This is a genomic window from Butyrivibrio fibrisolvens (genome assembly GCF_023206215.1).
Taxonomy (GTDB): domain Bacteria; phylum Bacillota; class Clostridia; order Lachnospirales; family Lachnospiraceae; genus Butyrivibrio; species Butyrivibrio fibrisolvens_C.
This window is the reverse complement of the sequence record NZ_CP065800.1, coordinates 2,970,435-2,993,758: the sequence shown is the minus strand read 5'-3', so window position 1 is coordinate 2,993,758 and position 23,324 is coordinate 2,970,435. Positions and strand designations below refer to the sequence as shown.

The following is a 23,324-nucleotide window of genomic DNA, read 5'->3' as shown; positions in this document are numbered from 1 at the left end:
TGCATTTTTCGACCATTCTATGATGGATATCCTTCTTATAGAGTGGTAGGGAAAGGGGGATGCTTATGAATCGTAAGAAGTTCACTGAGCTGGTATTTGACTACGGCGTTGCACTTTACGTAGTATCTGCTCTTATCATGCTCATCATCCCTATACCCGCATGGCTTATGGATCTTCTCCTTGCAGTCGATCTGTCTATAGCATTTGCTATTTTGTTTAATGCCATGTATGTCAAGGAAGCTCTGGATATGAGTTTCTACCCTACGATGCTTCTATGTACCACGGTATTTAGAATAGCTCTTAACGTTTCATCTACAAGACTTATACTTACCACAGGTGATCCCGGCAAAGTTATCGAAGTATTCGGTCAGTTCGTTGGTGCCGGCGATCTTATTATTGGTATTATCGTATATTTTATCCTTATAATCGTTCAGTTCGTAGTTATCAACAAAGGTTCTGAACGTGTATCTGAAGTTACTGCAAGATTTACACTTGATGCTATGCCCGGTAAGCAGATGGCTATCGACGCCGATCTTAATACGGGTGTTATAGATGACAAGGAAGCTAAGAGAAGACGTGATCATATACAGCAGGAAGCTACCTTTTTTGGTAACATGGACGGTGCTTCCAAGTACGTAAAGGGAGATGCTGCTGCAGGCCTTATCATCACAGCTGTCAACATCGTAGGTGGTATCCTTATGGGAGTTCTAAGACAGGGGCTTCCCATGAATGAAGCTGTTGACAAGTACACGATATTAACTATAGGTGATGGTCTTGTATCTTCAATCCCTTCACTTTGTACATCCCTTGCAACAGGTGTTCTTGTAACCAAGGGCGCCGGAGAGTCTGACTTTGGACATACTCTTATCAAACAGGTTTTCGGACTTCCTAAGGTTATGTACCTTGTAGGCGCTGTAGTAGCATTCCTTGGACTTTTTTCACCACTTCCACCTGTTATATATGTGGCTATAGGCGCTGTGTATATATTCGGTGCAAGGATGATGCAGCAAAGGGTTGAGGAGGCATCTACAGAAGAGGCTGCAGCTCAGGAGGAAGAGACGGAGGCAGAAGAGATAAGGCAGCCTGAGAATGTCAATTCGCTCCTTCAGGTAGATCCTATTGAGCTTGAGTTTGGTTATGGTATCATCCCCCTTGCTGATGTCAATCAGGGCGGAGACCTTTTAGACAGAGTTGTTATGATAAGGCGTCAGATAGCTCTTGAACTTGGAACTGTAGTTCCTATCATACGTCTTCGTGATAACATCCAGCTCAATCCTAACCAGTATATTATTAAAATAAAAGGTATACAGATAAGTGAGGGCGAGATTCTGTTCGATCATTATATGGCCATGAATCCGGGACATGTAGAAGAGGAGATCACAGGTATACCCACTTTCGAACCTTCTTTCCATCTGCCTGCTATATGGATCACTGAGAGCCAGAGAGAGAGGGCTGAATCAATGGGCTACACTGTAGTTGATCCGCCGTCTATAATCGCAACACACCTTACTGAAGTAATAAGAGAGCATATAGCAGAACTTCTTACAAGACAGGATGTACAGAATCTTGTCAATAACCTTAAAGAGAACAATTCTGCTCTTGTTGATGAACTTGTACCCAAGCTTATGAGCCTTGGTGAGATAGAGAAGGTACTTCAGAATCTTCTTTCTGAAGGTATATCAATAAGAGATCTTGTAACCATTTTTGAGACACTTGCAGACTATGCACCCAGTACTCATGATACGGACATACTTACTGAATATGTACGTCAGAGCCTCAAGAGAGCTATATCCAATAAGTATTTCATATCAGGTGAGACTACAAGCGTTGTGACTCTTGATCCCAAGGTGGAGCAGGAGATCATGGGATCTGTCAAACAGACAGAGACTGGTGCTTATCTGACTCTTGATCCGGAAAGGACAAGGGCGATACTTAAGAGTGTTGTAACTCAGGCTAAGAAGCTAGAAGACAATGGCAGAAGTCCTATAGTTATGACTTCACCTATCGTAAGGATGTATTTTAAGAAGATGACTGAAGATGCTTACAAAGATCTGATCGTTATATCTTATAACGAGGTAGAGAGTGATGTTGAGCTTCAGTCGGTTGGAATGGTAACGGCATAAGTTTTTTCAACAACAATTAAGAACTTTGGATACAGGGATTATAAATGATTGACATTAGGAAAAGAGGCCTATGATCATCAAGAAGTTTGTTGGTAAAACAGAAGAAGATGCCACGCAGCAGGCAAGAGATGAACTTGGTACAGGGATAGTAGTGATGAATGTCAGACCTGTGCGAAGAGTTGGCTTTTGGTCTTTTCTTCAAAAGCCCAAAACAGAGGTGACGGTTGCTCTTGAAGAAGAACCCGATCTGTCTGATAGGATAGTGCGCCCTAAAAAGAGTCAGATAACGCCTGATAAGGACAAGGATACTGCAGCCGTGGAAGAGCCTGTAGACATTAATAAAAAACTTGTCAAGGCAGCCCAGTCTGGTATACTTCCGCCTCTTAAAGTCGCTGGGGCCGATTCGTTAAAACTTGCTACTTCCAATGCCGTTGCAGCAGAGAATGCCACGGCTTCTTCGGTTGTCCTTGAAAGGGCAGGAGTCACTGTTCCATCTTCCAATTCAGTTATTGAAGAAAAGCTTGACTCTCTTCATTCACTTCTTGAACAGAATATTGTGCGTCCGCAAAAGGATGCCGGGTCTTCTAAAGACGCTTTGGAACATAAAGAAAGCACGAATGCGTCTTCTAACAATAGTACTAATGTAAATTCCAAGGATGATCCTATTCCGGATGAGACTTTGTCTTTTATCAAGCTCTTATATAACACTATGATCGAGAATGAAGTTGACGAGCGCTATGTTAATGAGCTTACTGATGAAGCTCACAGATTTGCAAGGCCGGGTATACCGCTTGAATACTTTCTTAGCAATGTGTATCAGAAGATGATACTTAAGTTTGGTAAGCCTGAAGAGATCACTCCTTCTGAAAATGGCGTCAAGGCTGAAATATTTATAGGACCAACAGGCGTAGGCAAGACTACTACTATTGCCAAGCTTGCATCTAACCTGTCTGTAACAGCTCACAAGAAAGTTGCACTTATAACAGTTGATACATACAGGATTGCTGCTGCAGAGCAGCTTCGAACCTATGCTTCTATTCTGGAGATTCCATTCAGAGTCATCTATAGCGTAGAGGATATAAGGAAGGCTGCTGATGATTTTCAGGATATGGATTATATCATGGTGGATACAGCAGGACATTCTATTCACAATGATGAGCAAAAGAGTGAAGTGGGCAAATTTGTGGATGCACTTAAAGAAAAGATGGATACGGATACCTTCCTTGTTATGAGCGCATCTACCAAGTACCGTGATCTTTTAGAGATCGTGGATGCGTATAAAGAGGATTTTGACTACAAGCTTATTTTTACCAAAATGGATGAAACCGGTGCGGTTGGCAATCTCTACAATATAAGGCTTCATACCGGTGCTCCCATGTCTTATATCACAAATGGTCAGAATGTTCCTGATGATATTGCGGTATTTGACGCGCAGAGGGTTGTTAAGAGCCTTCTGGGAGGCAAAGGCACGCTGTGATCATAAAATGAGGATTTAGGCGGTCAGGTATCTGGGGGATTGTGTATGCAGGATCAGGCTACTCAGCTTAGGAATATTATAAAAAATGCAAATTCGTCAAGATCCAACAGGCCTCTTGCCAGGGTTATAACCGTAACCAGCGGCAAAGGCGGTGTTGGCAAGAGTAACGTTGCTATCAATCTGGCCATTCAGTTTCGAAAGATGGGACAGAGGGTCATAATCCTTGATGCAGATTTCGGGCTTGCCAATATCGAGATCATGTTCGGGACTGTTCCTAAACATAATCTGTGCGATCTTATATATCAGGGCAAAAATATTAAAGAGATCATAACCTGGGGACCTATGGGCGTAGGCTTTATCTCCGGAGGTTCCGGGATATCGGGTATGTATAATCTTTCAAGAGATTATCTTGTTTATATAATAGTTAATCTTGCGGAACTGGATGCAATAGCCGATACAATAATTGTAGATACGGGAGCAGGTATCTCTGATGCTGTTCTGGAATTTCTGGTTGCAAGCGGCGAGATTATACTGGTGACTACTCCGGAACCAACATCCATCACTGATTCCTACTCACTTCTTAAAGCGCTTAATCACCATCCCAGATTTAGTAGGGAAGATACTGTTATCAAAACGGTCTCGAACAGAGTCGGATCCGAGGCAGAGGGCCAGCAGCTCTACCATAAGCTTAGTGCGGTTTCCAACAGGTACTTAAAGCTTCCTTTGACTTATCTTGGCTCTATTCCGCAGGACCAGCAGCTATCTAATGCTGTTATGCAGCAATCGCCTGTGTCGATTGCTTTTCCGAATGCAAAGTCGGTTAGATCATTTGAAAGTATTGCCAGAAATCTGAGCGGGGCTTTGGGCACTGAGCCGGAGGTACAGCCAAGAGGTATGGCAGCTTTCTTTTCACATATCATTAAGAGCAGAAAACTTGAATCTACCACAGCCGAGGCCGTGAGCGGCACGAAAGGATGACATGCTATCTGATTACATCATACCGGGAAACAGAATAGAACTTCAGACATATTCAAGTGGTTATAGTGACAACAGTGGTGATAGAAAATCTTATGCCAGCAAGATATACGATATCATATCCGAAGAGAGGATAGATGTCATGATGCCTATGGAGAAGGGACAGCTTCAGCTTCTTCCTGTAGATGGTATCTATAACATCGTGTTCTACTCAGACAAGGGGCTGTTTCAGTGCACTGGCAGAGTTGAGGACAGATACAGGTCCAACAATATGTATATTCTGACACTGGAACTTACAAGTCCGCTTTCCAAGCTCCAGCGAAGAGAATATTACAGATTCAGTTGTGCTATTAATTTTAAATTCAGGAGCCTTTCGGAAGAAGAGGATGAAGCTATTAAGGACAGTCCTTTTTTCTCAATAGATGGAGACCTTCCTATGGCTAAGGGTATGATCGTTGATATAAGCGGCGGTGGTATCAGATTTATAGCATCTGAAAGGATGGACGAGAATACCAGGCTGTACATATGTTATCAGCTTCCTCAAAAAGGTGTTCTTAAGGATTACAGGATCATAGGACAGATACTTAAGACAAGAGAACTTGAGAACAAGCAGGGGAGTTTTGAACACAGAGTGAAGTATACCAATATAGATGAGGATGATAGAGAAGATATAATTCATTACATCTTCGAAGAAGAACGTAAAATGATGCGTAGAATGTGAATAGAAGTACATCCATGTACTTCTGGACATTCACCAGTTATGTCCTATAACGTGGGAATACATTCCCTTGTTACGGCGGGTAACTATAAACGTAATGATGACAGAAAGTAGGCGAAAATATGAAAAAAATTTTTCTGGTTGATGACTCTGCACTTATGAGAAGCGTACTCAGTGATATCATTAATTCAGATTCGAAGTTTCATGTGGAAGCGACTGCCAGAGACGGTGTCGAGGCACTTGAAATGCTGAAGAAGTCGAATACATATGATGTCATGGTTCTTGATGTTAACATGCCCAAGATGAACGGCATCGAGCTTCTTAAGAAATTGAACGAAGAAAAGATCAGAATTCGCACTATGATGGCCAGCACTGATACTGTAGAAGGCGCCAAGGTCACAATGGATGCGCTGGATCTTGGAGCGATAGACTTCGTTCATAAGCCGGATAGAGCTTCGGCCTGCAAGGGAGAGGATTTCACCAAGGAATTCCTCACAACCCTTTGGAGTGTCAGCGTTTCAAAACTGCCCACAATTGTAAGTGTTAATAAAACTGACAAACCCGCCGATAAAAAGATTGATAAGCAGATAATACAGGCTGTTCAGAAGAACACTTCAAGTATTTCCGGTAATAAGATCGTCGCAATTGCTTCATCTACAGGCGGTCCAAGAGCTCTTCAGGCGGTAATACCTAAGCTTCCAAAAAATCTCAAAGCACCTGTTGTTCTGGTGCAGCATATGCCGGTTGGCTTTACAGCTTCACTTGCCACCCGTCTTGACTCTCTGTCTGAGATCCATGTCAAGGAGGCGGCAGAAGGCGATGAACTGCAAAGAGGAACCGTATATATCGCCAAAGGCGGTATACATATGCATATTGAGAAGAACGCTTCAGGCAAGTTTGTGATCCATTTTAAGGATGGACCTACAAGAGAAGGTGTTAAGCCAAGTGCCAATTTCATGTACGAGTCACTTGCTAATTCTTCCTATGATGAAGTTGTATGCGTAGTCATGACCGGCATGGGAGCTGATGGAACTGAAGGCATTAAAAATCTTAAAGCAAGTAAAAAAGTGCATGTTATCTCTCAGGATGAAGAATCCTGTACAGTTTACGGAATGCCAAGAGCTGTAGCTACTGCCGGACTTTCTAATCAGGTAGTATCGCTGGATAAGATTGCACAGGAAATAGTAATGAATGTTGGTGTGACCTAAGGGCTGTATCTTTGGAACACGCCTTCATTCCATTGATGACTCTTCAAGGAGGGTAATAAAAAATGGATACTTCCCAATATCTAGGCGTGTTTCTTGATGAAGCTAAGGAACATATCCAGACTCTGAATGATGCTATTATGACTCTGGAAGATGATCCTACCAATGAAGACTGTGTCAACGAGATATTCCGTGCGGCACATTCCATGAAGGGTATGGCTGGTACCATGGGCTATAAGCGCATGCAGCAGCTTACTCATGATATGGAAGACGTATTCTCTGATGTGCGTAATGGCACACTCAAAGTTGATACGTATATGACAGATACCTTGTTCAAATGTCTGGATGCTGTTCAGGAATATGTTGATAATATTGAGTCTTCTCAGGATGAAGGTACCGAGGAAAATGCAGACCTTATTAAGGCACTTGCAGATATAAGAGCCGGTAAGTCCGGAGGAGATGCAGCTCCGGCAGCTGCCCCTGCAGCAGCTGCGCCTGCAGAAAGCGCACCTGCCGCTGCCGCACCGGCCGCAGCATCTGCTGCTCCTGCAGTACCTCATGGAGATTGGCATCTTATTCCTCTTGATGATACTGCCAAAGATACTATCAAGAAGGGCATTGCAGACAGCCGCAGAGTATTCGGTCTTACAGTTAAGATCCAGGATACTTGCCTTCTTAAGGCTGCAAGAGCATTCCTTGTAGTTAAAGGTCTTGAAGATATAGGTGAAGTTGTAGCATCTGATCCTAGCAATCAGGATATAGAAGATGAGAAGTTTGAATTTACATTCTCCCTTATTGTTGTAACTGATACAGATGATCCTGAGAAGGTTGCTGAGATAGCTAAGAACGTATCTGAGATCGAGTCTGTTGATATAGGAGAGTTTGATCCTGATGCACCTGCTGCGGCAGCGCCTGCTGCTGAAGCACCTGCAGCAGCTGCGCCTGCAGCAGCTCCTGCGCCTGCACCTGCAGCCACAGCTCCTGCTCCAGCGCCTGCAGCTAAGCCGGCAGAAGCCAATAAGAATGCTGAAGCCAAGAAGCCGGCAGGTAAGCCTGTTGTATCAAGAACTATCCGTGTTGATACAGAGAAGCTCGATTCCCTTATGAACCAGGTATCAGAGCTTATCATTGCTAAGAACTCGCTGATATCCGCTACGGAATCGGCCGGAATTCAGAATAGTAATGTTACTGAACAGATAGAATATCTTGAATCAGTAACAACCAACCTTCACGAATCAGTCATGAAAGTACGAATGGTTCCTATTGAATCAGTACTTCAGAAGTTCCCTCGTATGATCAGAGATCTTACCAAGGCTCTTGGTAAGAAGATGGAACTGACAATGACCGGTGAAGAGACAGAAATGGACCGTACCGTTGTTGATGAGATTGGTGATCCTCTTATGCACCTTCTTAGAAACAGTGCGGACCATGGTATCGAAGATGCAGAGACAAGACTTGCCCGTGGTAAGGATGAGACAGGACAGATTTTCCTTCATGCTTATCAGGATGGTAACTCTGTTGTCATCGAAGTTGGTGATGACGGTAATGGTATCGATGCCAATGTTGTCAGAAACAAAGCTGTTGAAAAGGGTATCATGACCCGTGAAGAAGCTGACGTTCTCACAGAACAGCAGGCAATAGAGCTTTTGTTCCACCCGGGATTCTCAACTGCCAAGCAGGTATCTGAGATTTCAGGTAGAGGTGTAGGTCTTGACGTTGTTAAGAGTAAGGTTGAGTCGTTGTCGGGTACAGTTACTGTTAATACCAAGCTCGGAGAAGGATCCACCTGGATCATCAGACTTCCTCTTACACTTGCTATTATCCAGGGTCTTATGGTTGAAGTCGGCGGCGAGAAATATGCTATTCCGCTTGATTCTATTCAGTCCATTGAGAACGTTCCTGTATCGGATATCAAATTTGTATCCAATAAAGAGGTTATCAACCTTAGAGGCAGTGTAACAAGACTCATCAGAATGAATGAAGTTCTTGAGAATCAGTCAACCAACGATCCTAATGAAGATATGATCGTTGTTATCACTAAGCGCGGCGATCAGCAGGTTGGTCTTGTTATCGATAAACTTGAGGGTCAGCTGGAAATCGTTATCAAGCCTCTTGGTAAGTACATGACAAAGTGCAGATTCATCAGTGGTGCTACTATCCTTGGTGATGGTGAGATCGCACTTATTCTTGATACCAATCAGATTGGAGGATAATAATAATGGATGCACTCAGAGATACACAAGATATAGGAGAAATTGTTCAGTATATTATCATCAAGCTTGCTGATGAGCAGTATGGTATCGACATCAAGTATATAGATAATATTGTCAGAATGCAGAATATTACAAGAGTTCCTAAGGTTGATGACTATTTCAAGGGCGTTCTCAATATCAGAGGCGTTATCGTTCCTGTAATGAGTATTCGTATCCTCATGGGAATGGAAGAGGATGTTATCACCAACAAGAGCCGTATCATCATCCTTAAGATTGGAGATGAAGGTGAACTTCTTGGCATCATAGTCGATCAGGTCAACCAGGTTCTTAATATCGGTTCTCGCAACATTGACAAGCTCTCATTTGATGAAAAGACCAAGAAGACCAATGGAAAGTTCATCTCAGGAGTAGGTAAATACGAAGGCGGACTTGTATCAATTCTTGATCTGACCGCACTCGATCCTGAAACTGCAAAAGAAAAGAAAGAATAACGATATAATATTAAAATTAAAATGAAAATGTGATACTATATAAAGAGAGAACGAAAATAACAAATAGTTCTCTCTTTATATAATACATGGAAGTACATCCATTCAATGATTCCTTTCCGGGAAGCTTTTAAAGATCAGGAGGGTACGATTTGGCTGATTTAAGTCTTGATGCTCTTTCCGAGCAATATTACGATGTGCTCAAAGAACTTGGCAATATCGGTGCAGGCAATGCAACAACAGCCCTTGCACAAATGCTGGGTGCCAAGGTTGATATGTCAGTTCCCAGTGTAAAACTTCTTGAATTCAAAGATGTAGGCGACTGTATGGGCGGTGCGGACCAGATCATGGCCGGCATTTATCTGCGCATGGAAGGTGATGTAGATGGCTCTATCATGTTCCTTACCGGACAGAAGGAAGCCAGATATCTTGCCAACAAACTTATCATGCAGGACAAGCCTGAAGATGAACCATTTGACGAAATGGAACTTTCTGCTCTTAAGGAAATCGGTAATATCATTACCGGTTCATATCTAAATTCCCTTGCTACAATGACAAATTTGAAGATGATTCCATCGGTTCCTTATGTTGCCGTTGATATGGCAGGTGCCATCCTGTCAGTTCCGGCTATCGAATTCGGACTCATGGGAGATAAACTTCTTCTTATAGAAAACCGTTTTTCAGATGATGTTCAGATAAGCGGTTACTTTATTTTACTACCGGATATTGATGGTTATAAGAAGATCCTTGGGTCCCTTGGAATTGATGTTTCCATGTTTGATTGAGGATATAAACAGTATTTTATGAGGATTATGCATGTCTGAAATAATAAAAGTAGGGATGGCTGATCTGAATACTTGTAAAGCCCCGGATGGTATTACGACCCTTGGTCTTGGCTCTTGCTGCGGTATAGCGATACGAGATCCTGTTACCAAAATCGGAGGCCTTGCGCATATAATGCTTCCGGATTCGACGGAGATCAGGAACAATAATAATGTTCCGAAGTTCGCTGATACAGGTATCAGAGAACTCGTAAAGCGCATGGAAGCTCTTGGTGCGTCTAAAAGTAGGATGGTTGCCAAAGTTGCCGGCGGAGCTACAATGTTTGCATTTCAATCTGCAAGTGCCAGTATGCATGTGGGTGATCGCAATGTTGCAGCTTCTTTAAAGACGCTCAAAGAACTTGGTATCAGAGTATTATCGCAGGATACAGGTCTTAACTTTGGTAGAACGGTTATTTTCTATCCTGAAACGGGTGACTATGTCATCAGAGCTGTCGGTAAACCGGAGAAGATCATATGAGTGATGAAGATATCGATGTTCAAGGCGAAGAGACAATGGACGAAGGCCCTGATGAAGAAGAGATAGTAGATGATCATCCTGAGATGTGGAAAGATCCCAGGGTTGAGAATATCATAAGAGTCATTCGTAAAAATGAAAAAGCCAAGAACAAAAACGAGATCATCAAGGTCAATTATAAAGTTTTGATAGATCCTAAAACAAAGCTGATAGCTCCTTTTGTTACTTTGTTTGGGTCTGCGGTTATTGCTATTTTTACATTCTTTGATAATATGCCCACTGCCAGATGGTACATCGTAGTATTTGCTACCATGGTTCTTTTTCTTTTTTTTGGAGCAGTACTCCAGAATATGGTGGAAAAATATGAAGAAGAGGCAGTAAAGAGCTGGATCGACAGAAGACTGGAACAGGAACGCCTGAAAGATGAGGAAAGAGCAAGGAAAGAGGCAGAAGATTTGATTGCTCAGGCGAAGGCAGCGGCAAAAGAAGAAGAGGATCTTTTTTCTAGTATATTTTTTTCATTTAATTCATTCTATAGATATAAGATTATGCTCATAAATACTAGAACATGGGGGTAAGCGCTACATGGATGAAGCAGCAAGAATCAAGTTATGGAAAGAATATGAAAATTCAAAACTTCCCGAAATAAGAGAAAAGCTGATACTTGAATATGCTCCGCTTGTAAAACTGGTTGCGGGCAGACTTTCTATGTATCTTGGGTTTAATGTCGAGTATGATGACCTTGTAGGCTATGGCATATTCGGCCTTATCGATGCTATTGACAAGTTTGATACTTTGAAGGATGTCAAGTTCGAGACATATGCATCTCTTCGTATCCGCGGAGCTATCCTCGATCAGATCAGGAAGATGGACTGGATTCCTCGTACTATAAGGGATCGTCAGAAAAAGATAGATATAGCCATCAAAGAGGTTGAGGCAGAGAGCGGACATGTTGCGACTGATGCCGAGATAGCCAAGAAGATGAATATCTCTGAAGAGGAATATCTTAATTGGCAGAGCCAGATGAAGGTTACAGGTGTCATATCCCTTAATGAGTTTATGGAACAGGGATCCGATGTACCTGAGGATCGTAATCATGGTGCCAGATTTGATAAGCCCGAGGAAGTTATTGAGAAGGCAGAACTCAAGAAAATGCTGGGAGAAGCCTTGGAATTGCTCACAGAAAAAGAACGAAAAGTTATCCTTTTGTATTATTATGAAGAGCTTACTTTGAAAGAAATCAGCAACATTTTAGAGGTTTCGGAATCAAGAGTATCTCAGCTTCATACTCGTGCTCTTCAGAAGATGCGAGGCAAGATGGGTAAGTACATGGGTATTCTGACAGATAGAGCGTGATAACGAGATCCACAGACGATAGTATTGACATATGCCTTTTTGAGGCGGTTTTATATACTGGAATTTCAGGAGAATATATTGATCTTATGAACGGATATTTTCAGCTTGTTATAGGCAAATCCGGTACAGGTGTCAGGGTTTTTGATGCAACAGACGGCTGTGCGGAGGTTACTACAGGTGAGATAACTGAATATCTGGATAGAAACAGGATCGGCTATGATATTCTGGCTGTTAATGAAGCTGTCAAAAAAAAGGGTGCTGAGCCTGTTTATTTTACTCAGAATAAGGTGAATCCTGTTAGAGAACAGTATGTTATGACTATAGCGCAAGATCAGATGTCTGTGTCAGTTCGTTTTTATCCGCCTTCTGAAAATGTTAGCGGCGGGGAGCCTGGTCAGCTTACTGATTCAAAAGAAGTCATAGGCGATCTGGTGCTTAAAAAGATCAGGTTTGGCGTCGACAAGGACGCTATTGATAATTTTTTTCTAATAGAGAATATTGTAAGGACATCGTCATCGCAAGGGGTAAGCTCCCAAGAGATGGCAGCGATGCTGTTATAGAATATAAATTCGGAACCAGTAAAAAGCCTCGTCCATCGCTCAATGAGGATGGATCGGTTGACTATCATAATCTTAATATCATAAATCACTGCAAAGAGGGTGATCTTCTTGCTGTCCTGACTCCTGCGGATATGGGGGACTATGGGACAAGTGTTTATGGCAATCAGGTTAAGCCCAGGAGTGTTAAGGTTAAGAGCCTTCATTTTGGACAGAATGTTAAGCTTTCGGAAGATAAGCTTACAATTACTGCTGAAAAGTCCGGGCATGTGTCACTTCAGGATGGTAAGGTTGTTGTGTCCAATGTCCTTAACCTTAAGAATGTGGATGTTGCTACAGGCAATATTGATTATGACGGAAGCGTGGCTGTTGCCGGTAATATTGCGTCAGGATTCAGTGTTAAGGCTGGTGGCAATATTGAGGTCAAGGGCACTATCGAAGGTGCTGTACTGGAAGCCGGAGCTGATATAATCCTAGAAAGGGGTGTCAATGGAGCCGGAGGCGGTCTCATAAAGGCCGGAGGCAATATTGTCACCAAGTTCATAGAAAATGCAAAGGTTGTTGCAGGCGGAAGCGTTAACGCAGAATCCATCCTTCATTCTGATGTGCAGGCAGGGACTGAGGTTAATGTAACCGGCAATAAGGGATTTATAGTAGGTGGCCATGTGATAGCCGGAGAGAGAATAAACGTCATAACTATAGGCGGTGAGATGGGAACCACCACAAGGATTGACGTTGGAGTTGATCCTTCGCTCAAGGTAAGGATCCGCGATCTTATGAAAGAGATAGGTGAAGAGAACAAGAACCTGCAGCAGATCAGACCTACTATAGATGGAATTGTAAAAAAACTTCAGGCAGGAACGGTTCTTGCTCCTGATCAGGCAGCTTATGCCAAAAAGCTTATGGCTATGAAGGCTCAGCTTGAAAGTGATATTAATGAAAAATCAGAGAATCTGATGGAGCTTCAGGATACGCTATCACAGACTCATAATGCATATGTAACAGTTAATGGAATATGCAACGCAGGAACAGTCATAACAATCGGGGAATTGTCCATGACTGTAGATAAAGCCGTTAAGTACAGCAAGTTTGTTGAAAAGGAAGGAGACGTAAGGGTAGCGCCTCTTGACTGAATATTTAGTAATATTTTTTATGACTTGGGTTATGCCTTTGTTTTTCCATAAACAAAGGTAAGGAGGACTTGATGGGAATTGGTGTTATCATTTTACTTGTAGGCGGAGTGGCTGCTATAGTTCTTGGTTTTATCCTTCCTATAGGCAAGGAGCTTGAGAAGGATGATCAAAAATCTATGGAGTCTGCCGTTGCGCAGGCTGTTCATAAGACGATCGAAAAATCCCACGATAAAATTCAACAGCAGATAGATGATACGATTGAGGAATCTCTTATTAAGACAGAGAGAGGACTAGATCGTATTACCAATGAGAAGATGAGTGCTATCAGTGAGTATGCTGATACTGTCATGAATGATATCCATAAGAATCATGATGAAGTTATGTTCATGTATGATATGTTGAATGACAAGCAGAAAAATCTCACTTCTACAGTAGATGAGGCAGCCAAGGCTCAGGAGAAGGTCAACCAGACGGTCCTTGATGCAGAGATAACGGCCAGGCAGGCAAGAGAAGCGGCCACTAAAGTCAGCATGATGGCTCATGGCATAAATCCCGGATCAGCCAATATAGCGCCGCCTGATTCTAATTCTGCAGCAGGATTTTATGATGCGGCAACACCTCCTGTTTCTTTTCACAATGCTGCAGCTTCCAATTTTTTTGAAAATCTTGGAATTGACGGCTATGAACTTGATGGAACTGTAAGCGGTATACAACAGGCCAGAGCTGCTACTGATAGAAATAATAAAAAGGCAGGAAGCTCCGTATTTGGCGATGTAAGAGCCGGTAAATCATCTCCCGGAGCAGATCAGAACATATTCGACGGAATAGATGCCAAGAGTTCCGGGTTTGCACCTCTTGGAGCTACGCAGCATCTGTCCAGTGAGGATCTTGATCAGCAGTTTGCAAGAGTATTTGGAAGTACTGATAATAACGAAGAAGACTATAGCGCGCTCACAGATGAGATGGAAGCAGTTAGGGCTATAGCTGCAGCTACAACAGATCCTGTATCTGACAAGGTGATCCCGATAACAGATGCTCAGCGCTCTGTAAGAGAAGATGATGATGCCGGTGAGCAGGCTCGTCAGAACAATAAGATCATGGAGATGCATGAAGCCGGAAAATCCAACATTGCGATCGCAAGAGAGCTTGGACTTGGAGTTGGCGAAGTAGGTCTTGTAATAGAACTTGCTCAGAAGAATAAGAGAAAAAGACAGATTTAGCATTGGTAAACTCGTCCGTTTTTGAACAGCTTGCGGCACATAGCCTCTTAGCTTGAAAGGAGGAGCATGAAACTAAAATTATATTTGCGAGGTCTTGGGATAGGTCTTTTGATAGGTGCTTTGGCACTTTTGATATTCGGCGGTGTTGATATAGGAAAAGGGTCTGAATCTGATTCAGACAATGCTACAGTACTTGTGACACCGGTGGAGGAAACTGATGAAAGCAAAGAAAGCGAAGGGACACTTTACGCTACTGCGTATCCTTTGGATGCTTCTTCCACTTCGCAAGCGGGCAATGAAGTATCTGAAGAAGGAAAAGAAGTATCTAAAACGATCGACGATGAACTCACTTCGACAAGTGACTCTATTTCGAAAGAAGATAGCGAAGCTGAAGAAGCAATATCACAGGCACTATCAAAATCAAGCGATGCCAAAACTAATGAACAGGCCGGAGAGTCTAAATCAAGCGATACTTCAAAAAATACTGAACAGGAGATTGAAACCGAGGACGGCGAAGCCTATGCTGTAACGGACGATAGTAAGAAGAATAGTGATACAGCTACCGGCAATGGTCAAGCTGATACTTCTAAGAAAGATGATACAAAAACAGATACTACAAAAACAGATACTACAAAAACAGATACTACAAAAACAGATACTTCGAAAGCAGGTAATACAGATTCAGATGTAGCGGGCACAGATACAGCCGGTTTGAGCGAAGGTCAGACAAGTACGGGAGATTCTGATACAACAGAATCAGGAACAAACAGTACTGATACTACAGCTTCAAGTCAGAATACTTCAGGAAGTGATCAGGCAGGTCAGTCTGTGGTAGTCCAGATCCCTGGAGGAAGCGACTCGGCATCTGTTTGCAGAGTGCTTCAAAATGCAGGCGCTATAGATGATGCGGCGGCTTTTGATGCATATCTTGTATCGAGAGGTATAGACAGATATATAAGATCCGGAACCTACTATATTACTGCAGGTTCCTCATATGAAGAGATAGCAAAGCTCATCACCGGGAGGTGATGGGCTTTTTTGTTGCACAAGACCGGCAAGCGAATGGATGCTTGCATACAAATTCATTTGCCGGTCGTAAGAACATGGAGCACTAAGTGCGGAATGTTCGTGTGCGAAATCGAGTAGGAGTCAGCCTACTCGATGATCTTGTTTTAACATATGTTTTTTGCTTATTTTACTCCTAAATATGCAAAAAAGCCTTGCATAAGCTCTTTGGTTGTGTTAATGTAATAGAGCTGTGGAGATTTCATGGGATATTTATGTCCTCATGGATTTCTACTATAACAAATCAATCACGTATGTCTGTTATGCTTTCGGGTGCTGCATTGCAGTTGGAAGCTGATCTCTCCGGGGCACGACGCCGCCACGGAACTTAGAGTAAAGATGTACGGAAGAATAACCAAATGGAGGTAATATCATGAGCGTTGTTACAATGAAACAGTTACTTGAAGCAGGTGTACACTTCGGACACCAGACAAGAAGATGGAACCCTAAGATGGCTCCTTACATCTTCACAGAGAGAAACAATATTCACATTATCGATCTTCAGAAGTCAGTAGGCAAGGTTGACGAAGCTTACAAGGCAATCTTCGAGATCGCTGAGCAGGGCGGTACAGTTCTTTTCGTAGGTACTAAGAAGCAGGCTCAGGATGCTGTTAAGGAAGAAGCTCTTCGTTGCGGTATGTACTATGTTAACGAGAGATGGCTCGGCGGTATGCTTACAAACTTCTCTACAATACAGTCAAGAATTCAGCGCATGAAAGACATCGAGAGAATGCAGGCTGATGGAACATTCGAAGTTCTTCCTAAGAAGGAAGTTGCTGGTCTTAAGAAGGAGCTTGATAAGCTTCAGAGAAACATCGGCGGTATCCGTGATATGAAGAGAATCCCTGATGCAATCTTCGTAGTAGACCCTAAGAAGGAACACATCTGCATCCAGGAAGCTCACGCACTTGGAATCACACTTGTTGGTATCTGTGATACAAACTGCGATCCTGAAGAGCTTGATTACATCATCCCTGGTAACGATGATGCTATCCGTGCAGTTAAGCTTCTTGTTGGTAAGATGGCTGATGCTGTTATCGAAGCTAAGCAGGGTGCTGAGAATGAAGTACCTGCAACTGAGGAAGTTGAAGCTCAGGACGCTGAATAATATTTCATTATCGAAGAGAAGGAGAATAAAACAATGGCAGCTATTACAGCAGCAATGGTAAAAGAATTACGTGAATCAACAGGCGCAGGAATGATGGAGTGCAAAAAGGCTCTTTCTGCTTCTGATGGAGATATGGATGCAGCAGTTGAGTTCCTCAGAAAGAACGGTCAGGCTAAGGCTGAGAAGAAGGCTAGCCGTATCGCTGCTGAGGGTCTTACAGCAGTAGCTGTTAAGGATGAGAAGACTGCAGCAGTTGTTGAAGTTAACTCTGAGACAGACTTCGTTGCTAAGAATGAGAAGTTCCAGGCATTCGTTAATGCAGTAGCTACACAGGCAGTTAATTCTGATTCTGCAGACCTTGATTCTTTCATGAACGAGGCATGGAATGAGGATTCCAGCAAGACTGTTAAGGAAGCTCTCGTAGAGATCACAGCAGTTATCTCTGAGAAGATTGATATCCGTCGTTTCCAGAAGCTCACAGCTTCTGAAGGTATCGTTGTACCTTATGTACACGGTGGCGGACGTATCTCTGTTCTTGTAGAAGCTAAGACAGACGTTGTTAACGATGCTATCAAGGAAGCTCTTCACAACGTTGCTATGCAGGTTGCAGCTCTTGCTCCTAAGTATGTAGATATGAACGATGTTCCTGAAGAATACAAAGAGCACGAGAAGGAGATCCTTCTTGCTCAGGCTACAAAGGAAAATGAGGAACTTCCTGAAGAGAAGAGAAAGCCTCAGCAGATCCTTGAGAAGATGCTTATTGGTCGTCTTAACAAAGAGCTTAAAGAAATCTGCCTTAACGAGCAGGTTTATGTAAAGGCTGAAGATGGCAAGCAGACAGTAGCTCAGTATATCGCACAGGTTGCTAAGGCAAACAGCGCTGATCTTACTATCAAGAGCTTCGTTCGTTTTGAGACAGGCGAAGGCATTGAGAAGAAGCAGGATAACTTTGCAGAAGAAGTTATGGCTCAGGCTGGACTTAAATAATCAAAACTTTGTTTATCAGGGCTCCGGTTACAACCGGAGCCTTTTTATTTCAAGAGATATTTGATGGCTCATAGGCCTGTATTTATAGTATTGTGACGGTTTTGGGACTTATTGGGTATTAATGTATCTCGAATTTACTGAACTTTAGCTATAATTATTATTATAAAGTCAATATATATCGGATTCTCGATTGCCTGAATTTGATTAATGAGTTAAAATATTAAGTGCATCAGTGGTTTTTATATACTGACAGCATGGTATTGAAATGAGGTTTTAGAAATGGCACAGCCAGTTTCTATTAAGGGGACAAAATCAGGTATCATTCTGGTACTTGATGAAACAATTCCTTTTATTCAGCTTAAAGAATTAATTGAACAAAAGTTTATAGAGGCTTCGTCCTTCTTGGGTCATTCCAGTATGGGACTTATAGTACGAGGGAGAAGACTATCAGATGCAGAAGAGGCTGAGGTCCTTGATATAATTTCAAGAACTACTCAGCTTAACATTGTCTGCATACTTGATGAGGATCATCCGCTTGATGCAGCTTTTACTAAGATGATATCGGGCGCTGTATCTTCGGAGAATTCTTATAAAGAGCAGGTTCAACCACAGGCTATAAGACCTGAGCTGTCAGGAGAAGAAAGACAGCAGCTGATGGACCAGGCTTATAATGAAGCTTATCAGGCAGCATTTGAGCAGATCGGTGATGCTAATGCCAGAATTCATGTTGGTAATATTCGTTCAGGACAGGAGATCATATCTCAGCATTCTATAATCGTCTTTGGCGATGTTAATCCTGGTGGAAGCATTGTATCTGCAGGATGCATATTTGTATTCGGGGCTTTAAAAGGCAATGCATTTGCCGGAGCAACAGGCGATCAGAACGCATTTGTAGTTGCTACTGATTTTAAGCCTCTTCAGGTTAGGATTGCTGATGCTATAGCTGTATCTGAAGATGAGACGGTTTCTAAATCCAAAAGGCTTCTTAGAAGGAAAACCGGCAAGAATACAGTATCAGGTCCTGAGGTTGCATACACTTATCAGGGAGCTATTGCAAGATCAGAATTTAATAGCAAATATCTTAGAAGCAATCAGTTCTTTAAGTGATATTTTATGCAATCGATGTTTTAGAATTATGGATTTTGCAAGTATCAAGGATACATTTGCTGATCTATAACATGTTTTAGGTTGTTTTACTTGATTTGGTCCTTTATGGATCAGATCAATAGATTTTAATAAAATTTATTCTTTGGAGGAAGGCTACAATGGGAGAAGTTATAGTTGTTACATCTGGTAAGGGAGGCGTAGGTAAGACCACAACTACTGCCAATCTTGGAACCGGTCTTTCACTACTTAACAAGAAGGTAGTTCTGGTAGATACAGATATAGGTCTTCGTAACCTTGATGTTGTACTTGGACTTGAGAACCGTATTGTTTACAATCTTGTTGATGTTGTTGAAGGCAATTGCAAACTTGCACAGGCTCTTATTAAAAATAAGGATAATTCAAATCTGTATCTTATTGCAGCTGCACAGCAGAGAGATAAAAATGCAGTTAATGAAGAACAGATGAAAAAGCTTACAGCAGAGCTTAAAGAGCAGTTTGATTATGTTATCATTGACTGTCCTGCAGGTATAGAACAGGGATTCAAGAATGCCATTGCAGGTGCTGACAAGGCAGTTGTTGTTACAACTCCTGAGGTATCAGCTGTACGTGATGCAGACAGAATCATAGGTCTTTTAGAGGCCAATGAGATGAAAGATTCTCAGCTTATCGTTAACAGACTCAGACCTGATATGGTAAAGCGTGGCGATATGATGAGTGCTGACGACGTCGTAGAAGTTCTTGCAGTTAATCTTCTCGGAATCGTTCCTGATGACGAAGACGTAGTAGTTGCTACTAACAGAGGTATTCCTCTTGCAGGTAATGGTAAATCACTTGCAGGTCAGGCATATATGAATATCTGCAGACGCCTTAATGGAGAGCAGGTTCCTTTCCTGGATCTTGAGTCTAAAAAAGGATTTTTCAGCAGATTATTCAGCAAATAATAAACTACCAGGTGGAAGGGGAGACGTACAATGAAACTGTCAGATTTGTTCAAAAGAAAAAGTTCAGGTGACGTAGCAAAAGACAGGCTTAAAATGGTTCTTGTCTCTGATCGTGCTAATTGCTCACCTGAAATAATGGAGCGTATTAAAAGCGATATCCTTGAAGTACTTTCCAAATATGCTGAGGTAGATAAAGATCAGCTGGATATTCATATTACTCAGATGGAGACGGATGAAACCGGAGCTAACAGTGTACCGGCATTATATGCTAATATTCCGATCCGAAATATTCATCATACGGCAAAGTAAGGAGTTTACTTGCCTGAAAGGCTATTTATGACAGGACTTACTGCGCAACAGGCGCAGGACAGATATATTCGAGGCTATGGCAATACACAGATAGATAATGCTCAGAAGTCTACGAAGGATATCTTAAGAGAAAATATATTTACATACTTTAACTTGATCTTTACGGTGCTGGCGGTTTTACTTATAATCGCCGGCTCGTATAGGTCTTTGACTTTTTTGCCGGTTGTTATTGCCAATACTCTGATCGGTATTTTTCAGGAGCTTAAAGCTAAAAAGGTTCTCGATAACCTTTCTGTCTTGAATGCTCCCACATGCCAGGTTATAAGAGATGGTGAAGAGATCACAGTTCCGATACAGAATCTTGTAATAGATGATGTTATCGTACTAAGAAGTGGGAATCAGATTCCTGCTGATGCGGTTGTTATATCCGGAGAAGTCAATGTTAATGAGGCGCTGCTTACCGGTGAAGCTGATGAGATCAACAAAAAAGTTGACAGTGAGCTGATGAGTGGTAGCTTTGTTGTGAACGGACTTTGCTATGCCCGCCTTATCAGAGTGGGTGAGAAGTCCTATATCTCACAGCTGACCTTGAAAGCCAAGAAGATGGAAGGCGGCGAGCAGTCTGAGATGATCAAATCCATTAACAGGATAGTCATCTTTTCTGGTATTGCCATTATTCCTGTTGGTATCACACTTGTGTGGCAGAGCCTTTCGCTAGGCAATGATTTTAGCGAAAGTATAGTTTCCATGGTGGCTGCTGTTATTGGAATGATCCCTGAGGGTATGTACCTTCTTGTGAGTCTGGCTCTTGCCATGAGTGCAGTAAGACTTGGTATGAATCAGGTTATGCTTCATGATATGAAGAGTACAGAGACACTTGCCAGAGTAGATATTCTCTGTGTTGATAAAACCGGTACTATTACAGATAACTCGATGCTTGTCTGTGACATTATACCTGCAGAGGGCAGAAGTGAACAGGAACAGACCGGTGATCGTATTCGTATGTCTGAGTACATAGAGGCGCTTCCTGATGATAATATGACCATGAAGGCGCTGGCAGACTATTTTCCGTCTATGGGCTCAGGAGATTGTGTATCTAATCTGCCTTTTTCATCTGTAAGGAAGTATTCAGGTGTACAGTTCAATGATAAGACATATGTTCTTGGTGCTCCTGACATTATCCTTCAAAAAGATTATGACAAATACAAAGGTCTTGTAAATGAATATGCCTGCAAGGGACTTCGCGTAATTGTTTTTGCTGAGTATTGTGAAAATGAAAGCAGTGTCCCTGTTCCTGAAAATGGTACAGCCGGCGGCAAGGTAACTCCTGTGATGTTTGTCCTACTGCAGAATCCCCTTCGTGAGAATGCTGCAGAAACTTTTGCTTATTTTAAGAAGCAAAGCGTAGAAGTAAAAGTTATATCTGGTGATAATCCTGTGACAGTCTCGGAAGTTGCAAGACAGGCCGGGATACAGGGCGCCGAGAAATATGTAGATGTTCGACCTCTTGACGATGAGAAGCTTAGTGAAGCGGCTGTAAAGTACACTGTATTTGGTCGTGTACAGCCAGAACAGAAGCAGAAACTTGTAAAGGCACTTCAAAAGGCCGGACACAAGGTGGCAATGACAGGTGACGGTGTTAATGATATTCTAGCCATGAAAGATGCAGACTGCTCTATAGCTATGGCGGCAGGTTCCGAAGCAGCTATGCAGGCAGCTCAGGTAGTCCTTCTGGACTCTGACTTCTCTCATATGAAGCAGATTGTATCTGAAGGCAGAAGAGATATCAATAATATTACAAGATCCGCTACATTGTTCCTTGTTAAGAATATCTTTTCGTTATTATTATCGATATTTGCTATTGTGAGCCTGATGACTTATCCGCTTCAGGCATCTCAGGTTACATTTATTAGCATGTTTAACATAGGAATACCTGCCTTCTTCTTTGCGTTGGAAGATAATACAAAGAAAAGCTCCGGATCTTTTATGGTACATGTCCTTATGAAGGCACTTCCTGCTGCGATTACAGATTTTCTGGCAATAGCAGCTCTAGTCTTATTCGGTGAGACTTTTGGTGTATCAACAGAGGATATTTCGGTAGCTGCTACATTCGTTATGACGATTGTCGGTTTTATGATACTTATTAATATCAGTTCACCTATGAATAAATTCCGCACAAGAGTCATATTAGGGTGTATTATAGGTATGATATTTGCAGCGGTTGTATTTAGTGACCTGTTCGCAATTACGTATGTTTCTAAAGAGTGCATAATGCTCTTTGTACTCTTTGTAATTGCTACAGAGCCGTGTATGCGTTACCTTACAATGCTGTGTGAATGGATAGAAAACAAACTCAAAAATAGAAAAAGGAAGTCAAAATAATGTCTGAAGAAAAAAAATATGAAGCATTAAAACTTGAAAACCAGTTATGTTTTCCACTTTATGCTTGCTCAAAGGAAATAGTAAGGTCTTATAAACCTTTCTTGGACAAGATTGATCTGACTTATACTCAATACATTACAATGATGGTTCTGTGGGAAAAGAAGAAAGTTAATGTTAAAACTCTCGGAAAATGTCTTTTCCTGGATTCCGGTACACTTACTCCTGTACTGAAAAAACTTGAATCAAAAGGTTTTATTAACAGGGAGCGAAATGCTGCTGATGAGAGAAATCTTGAAGTGACTATAACACCTGCAGGTGAGAAACTTAGAGATGAGGCTCTTTTTATTCCTGAGAATATAGGCTCATGTGTTAGACTTACATCCGATGAAGCTAAGGAGCTTTACAGACTTTTATATAAGGTTATTGGTAATATTCGAGAAGATTGAAACTTTTTTGATAATATATACAGCTATAATATGTGGTTTGATAGGATATGTATTTAGCTTATAAAGTAATACTTTCAAGTAACTTTATAGAAGATTAATACTTCTTTGTTCAAATAAGATGTGTGTTATGATATACTGTTTAAAAGTTTTTGATTTATATTAGCATTATAAGTTAGATTATTGAAAGGTTATAGGCCGCAGGGGACGGCAGGTAT

22 protein-coding genes are annotated in these 23,324 nt (G+C 41.9%); all 22 read left to right on the top strand.

The genetic code is table 11. The annotated features are described in order from the left end of the window. Positions 1–65 precede the first annotated feature (65 nt). The 22 genes from flhA (at position 66) to I7804_RS12380 (ending at position 23,109) form a co-directional block, all read left to right on the top strand. Positions 66–2,123, top strand: a complete 2,058-nt coding sequence (gene flhA, locus I7804_RS12485; protein WP_248403738.1) for a flagellar biosynthesis protein FlhA — start codon at positions 66–68, stop codon at positions 2,121–2,123. Positions 2,124–2,193: 70 nt separating this feature from the next. Beyond that, the gene (gene flhF / locus I7804_RS12480; protein ID WP_248403737.1) at positions 2,194–3,600 is read left to right on the top strand and encodes a flagellar biosynthesis protein FlhF; all 1,407 of its coding nucleotides are present in this window, start codon (positions 2,194–2,196) and stop codon (positions 3,598–3,600) included. 45 nt (positions 3,601–3,645) lie between these two features. After that, positions 3,646–4,578: a MinD/ParA family protein gene (locus tag I7804_RS12475; protein WP_034489919.1), complete on the top strand. Its 933-nt coding sequence runs from the start codon at positions 3,646–3,648 to the stop codon at positions 4,576–4,578. A gap of 1 nt (position 4,579) precedes the next feature. Continuing rightward, the gene (locus I7804_RS12470) at positions 4,580–5,296 is read left to right on the top strand and encodes a flagellar brake protein (RefSeq protein WP_248403736.1); all 717 of its coding nucleotides are present in this window, start codon (positions 4,580–4,582) and stop codon (positions 5,294–5,296) included. 119 nt (positions 5,297–5,415) lie between these two features. Then, on the top strand, positions 5,416–6,501 hold the full coding sequence (locus I7804_RS12465; RefSeq protein WP_022752849.1) for a protein-glutamate methylesterase/protein-glutamine glutaminase: 1,086 nt from the start codon (positions 5,416–5,418) through the stop codon (positions 6,499–6,501). A 62-nt stretch (positions 6,502–6,563) separates the two neighbouring features. Continuing rightward, the gene (locus I7804_RS12460) at positions 6,564–8,711 is read left to right on the top strand and encodes a chemotaxis protein CheA (RefSeq protein WP_248403735.1); all 2,148 of its coding nucleotides are present in this window, start codon (positions 6,564–6,566) and stop codon (positions 8,709–8,711) included. Positions 8,712–8,716: 5 nt separating this feature from the next. Next, positions 8,717–9,202, top strand: a complete 486-nt coding sequence (locus I7804_RS12455) for a chemotaxis protein CheW (RefSeq protein ID WP_022752847.1) — start codon at positions 8,717–8,719, stop codon at positions 9,200–9,202. Between the two features lie 149 nt (positions 9,203–9,351). Further along, positions 9,352–9,984 carry a chemotaxis protein CheC gene (locus I7804_RS12450; RefSeq protein ID WP_022752846.1) on the top strand — a complete coding sequence of 211 codons (633 nt, stop codon included), beginning with the start codon at positions 9,352–9,354 and terminating at the stop codon, positions 9,982–9,984. 31 nt (positions 9,985–10,015) lie between these two features. Continuing rightward, complete coding sequence (locus I7804_RS12445; RefSeq protein ID WP_022752845.1) at positions 10,016–10,501, top strand: chemotaxis protein CheD; 486 nt, start codon at positions 10,016–10,018, stop codon at positions 10,499–10,501. Next, positions 10,498–11,076, top strand: coding sequence for a hypothetical protein (locus I7804_RS12440; RefSeq protein ID WP_248403734.1), 579 nt, complete (start codon positions 10,498–10,500; stop codon positions 11,074–11,076). The genes I7804_RS12445 and I7804_RS12440 overlap by 4 nt, the downstream gene beginning before the upstream one ends. 7 nt (positions 11,077–11,083) lie before the next feature. Further along, positions 11,084–11,854, top strand: coding sequence for a FliA/WhiG family RNA polymerase sigma factor (locus I7804_RS12435; protein WP_022752843.1), 771 nt, complete (start codon positions 11,084–11,086; stop codon positions 11,852–11,854). An 86-nt stretch (positions 11,855–11,940) separates the two neighbouring features. Beyond that, a complete protein-coding gene (locus tag I7804_RS12430) occupies positions 11,941–12,414 on the top strand; it encodes a hypothetical protein (RefSeq protein ID WP_248403733.1) in 474 nt (157 codons plus the stop codon). Beyond that, the gene (locus I7804_RS12425; RefSeq protein WP_331477890.1) at positions 12,363–13,544 is read left to right on the top strand and encodes a FapA family protein; all 1,182 of its coding nucleotides are present in this window, start codon (positions 12,363–12,365) and stop codon (positions 13,542–13,544) included. The genes I7804_RS12430 and I7804_RS12425 overlap by 52 nt, the downstream gene beginning before the upstream one ends. Before the next feature lie 71 nt (positions 13,545–13,615). Next, entirely contained in the window at positions 13,616–14,764 is a 1,149-nt protein-coding gene (locus I7804_RS12420) for a DUF6115 domain-containing protein (protein ID WP_248403732.1), read from the top strand. 66 nt (positions 14,765–14,830) lie between these two features. Then, a complete protein-coding gene (locus I7804_RS12415) occupies positions 14,831–15,793 on the top strand; it encodes a hypothetical protein (protein WP_248403731.1) in 963 nt (320 codons plus the stop codon). Between the two features lie 409 nt (positions 15,794–16,202). Further along, the gene (gene rpsB, locus I7804_RS12410) at positions 16,203–16,937 is read left to right on the top strand and encodes a 30S ribosomal protein S2 (protein WP_110073374.1); all 735 of its coding nucleotides are present in this window, start codon (positions 16,203–16,205) and stop codon (positions 16,935–16,937) included. 33 nt (positions 16,938–16,970) lie between these two features. Then, entirely contained in the window at positions 16,971–17,924 is a 954-nt protein-coding gene (gene tsf / locus I7804_RS12405; protein WP_022752838.1) for a translation elongation factor Ts, read from the top strand. A gap of 279 nt (positions 17,925–18,203) precedes the next feature. Further along, entirely contained in the window at positions 18,204–19,031 is an 828-nt protein-coding gene (gene minC / locus I7804_RS12400; RefSeq protein ID WP_248403730.1) for a septum site-determining protein MinC, read from the top strand. Between the two features lie 158 nt (positions 19,032–19,189). Beyond that, positions 19,190–19,972 carry a septum site-determining protein MinD gene (gene minD / locus I7804_RS12395; RefSeq protein WP_022752836.1) on the top strand — a complete coding sequence of 261 codons (783 nt, stop codon included), beginning with the start codon at positions 19,190–19,192 and terminating at the stop codon, positions 19,970–19,972. 30 nt (positions 19,973–20,002) lie between these two features. Beyond that, complete coding sequence (gene minE, locus I7804_RS12390; protein WP_022752835.1) at positions 20,003–20,281, top strand: cell division topological specificity factor MinE; 279 nt, start codon at positions 20,003–20,005, stop codon at positions 20,279–20,281. A gap of 27 nt (positions 20,282–20,308) precedes the next feature. Next, entirely contained in the window at positions 20,309–22,663 is a 2,355-nt protein-coding gene (locus I7804_RS12385; protein ID WP_248403729.1) for a cation-translocating P-type ATPase, read from the top strand. Continuing rightward, positions 22,663–23,109 carry a MarR family winged helix-turn-helix transcriptional regulator gene (locus tag I7804_RS12380; RefSeq protein ID WP_022756544.1) on the top strand — a complete coding sequence of 149 codons (447 nt, stop codon included), beginning with the start codon at positions 22,663–22,665 and terminating at the stop codon, positions 23,107–23,109. The genes I7804_RS12385 and I7804_RS12380 overlap by 1 nt, the downstream gene beginning before the upstream one ends. The last annotated feature ends 215 nt before the right edge of the window (positions 23,110–23,324 follow it).

What these genes read in the sequence shown, in the direction of transcription:
- I7804_RS12420 (WP_248403732.1), top strand. Translation starts at nt 13,616, where the DNA reads ATGGGAATTGGTGTTATCATTTTACTTGTAGGCGGAGTGGCTGCTATA.
- minC (WP_248403730.1), top strand. Translation starts at nt 18,204, where the DNA reads ATGGCACAGCCAGTTTCTATTAAGGGGACAAAATCAGGTATCATTCTG.
- I7804_RS12470 (WP_248403736.1), top strand. Translation starts at nt 4,580, where the DNA reads ATGCTATCTGATTACATCATACCGGGAAACAGAATAGAACTTCAGACA.
- I7804_RS12385 (WP_248403729.1), top strand. Translation starts at nt 20,309, where the DNA reads ATGACAGGACTTACTGCGCAACAGGCGCAGGACAGATATATTCGAGGC.
- I7804_RS12455 (WP_022752847.1), top strand. Translation starts at nt 8,717, where the DNA reads ATGGATGCACTCAGAGATACACAAGATATAGGAGAAATTGTTCAGTAT.
- I7804_RS12415 (WP_248403731.1), top strand. Translation starts at nt 14,831, where the DNA reads ATGAAACTAAAATTATATTTGCGAGGTCTTGGGATAGGTCTTTTGATA.
- I7804_RS12460 (WP_248403735.1), top strand. Translation starts at nt 6,564, where the DNA reads ATGGATACTTCCCAATATCTAGGCGTGTTTCTTGATGAAGCTAAGGAA.
- I7804_RS12475 (WP_034489919.1), top strand. Translation starts at nt 3,646, where the DNA reads ATGCAGGATCAGGCTACTCAGCTTAGGAATATTATAAAAAATGCAAAT.
- I7804_RS12445 (WP_022752845.1), top strand. Translation starts at nt 10,016, where the DNA reads ATGTCTGAAATAATAAAAGTAGGGATGGCTGATCTGAATACTTGTAAA.
- I7804_RS12430 (WP_248403733.1), top strand. Translation starts at nt 11,941, where the DNA reads ATGAACGGATATTTTCAGCTTGTTATAGGCAAATCCGGTACAGGTGTC.
- rpsB (WP_110073374.1), top strand. Translation starts at nt 16,203, where the DNA reads ATGAGCGTTGTTACAATGAAACAGTTACTTGAAGCAGGTGTACACTTC.
- tsf (WP_022752838.1), top strand. Translation starts at nt 16,971, where the DNA reads ATGGCAGCTATTACAGCAGCAATGGTAAAAGAATTACGTGAATCAACA.
- I7804_RS12435 (WP_022752843.1), top strand. Translation starts at nt 11,084, where the DNA reads ATGGATGAAGCAGCAAGAATCAAGTTATGGAAAGAATATGAAAATTCA.
- flhA (WP_248403738.1), top strand. Translation starts at nt 66, where the DNA reads ATGAATCGTAAGAAGTTCACTGAGCTGGTATTTGACTACGGCGTTGCA.
- I7804_RS12465 (WP_022752849.1), top strand. Translation starts at nt 5,416, where the DNA reads ATGAAAAAAATTTTTCTGGTTGATGACTCTGCACTTATGAGAAGCGTA.
- minE (WP_022752835.1), top strand. Translation starts at nt 20,003, where the DNA reads ATGAAACTGTCAGATTTGTTCAAAAGAAAAAGTTCAGGTGACGTAGCA.
- flhF (WP_248403737.1), top strand. Translation starts at nt 2,194, where the DNA reads ATGATCATCAAGAAGTTTGTTGGTAAAACAGAAGAAGATGCCACGCAG.
- I7804_RS12380 (WP_022756544.1), top strand. Translation starts at nt 22,663, where the DNA reads ATGTCTGAAGAAAAAAAATATGAAGCATTAAAACTTGAAAACCAGTTA.
- I7804_RS12440 (WP_248403734.1), top strand. Translation starts at nt 10,498, where the DNA reads ATGAGTGATGAAGATATCGATGTTCAAGGCGAAGAGACAATGGACGAA.
- minD (WP_022752836.1), top strand. Translation starts at nt 19,190, where the DNA reads ATGGGAGAAGTTATAGTTGTTACATCTGGTAAGGGAGGCGTAGGTAAG.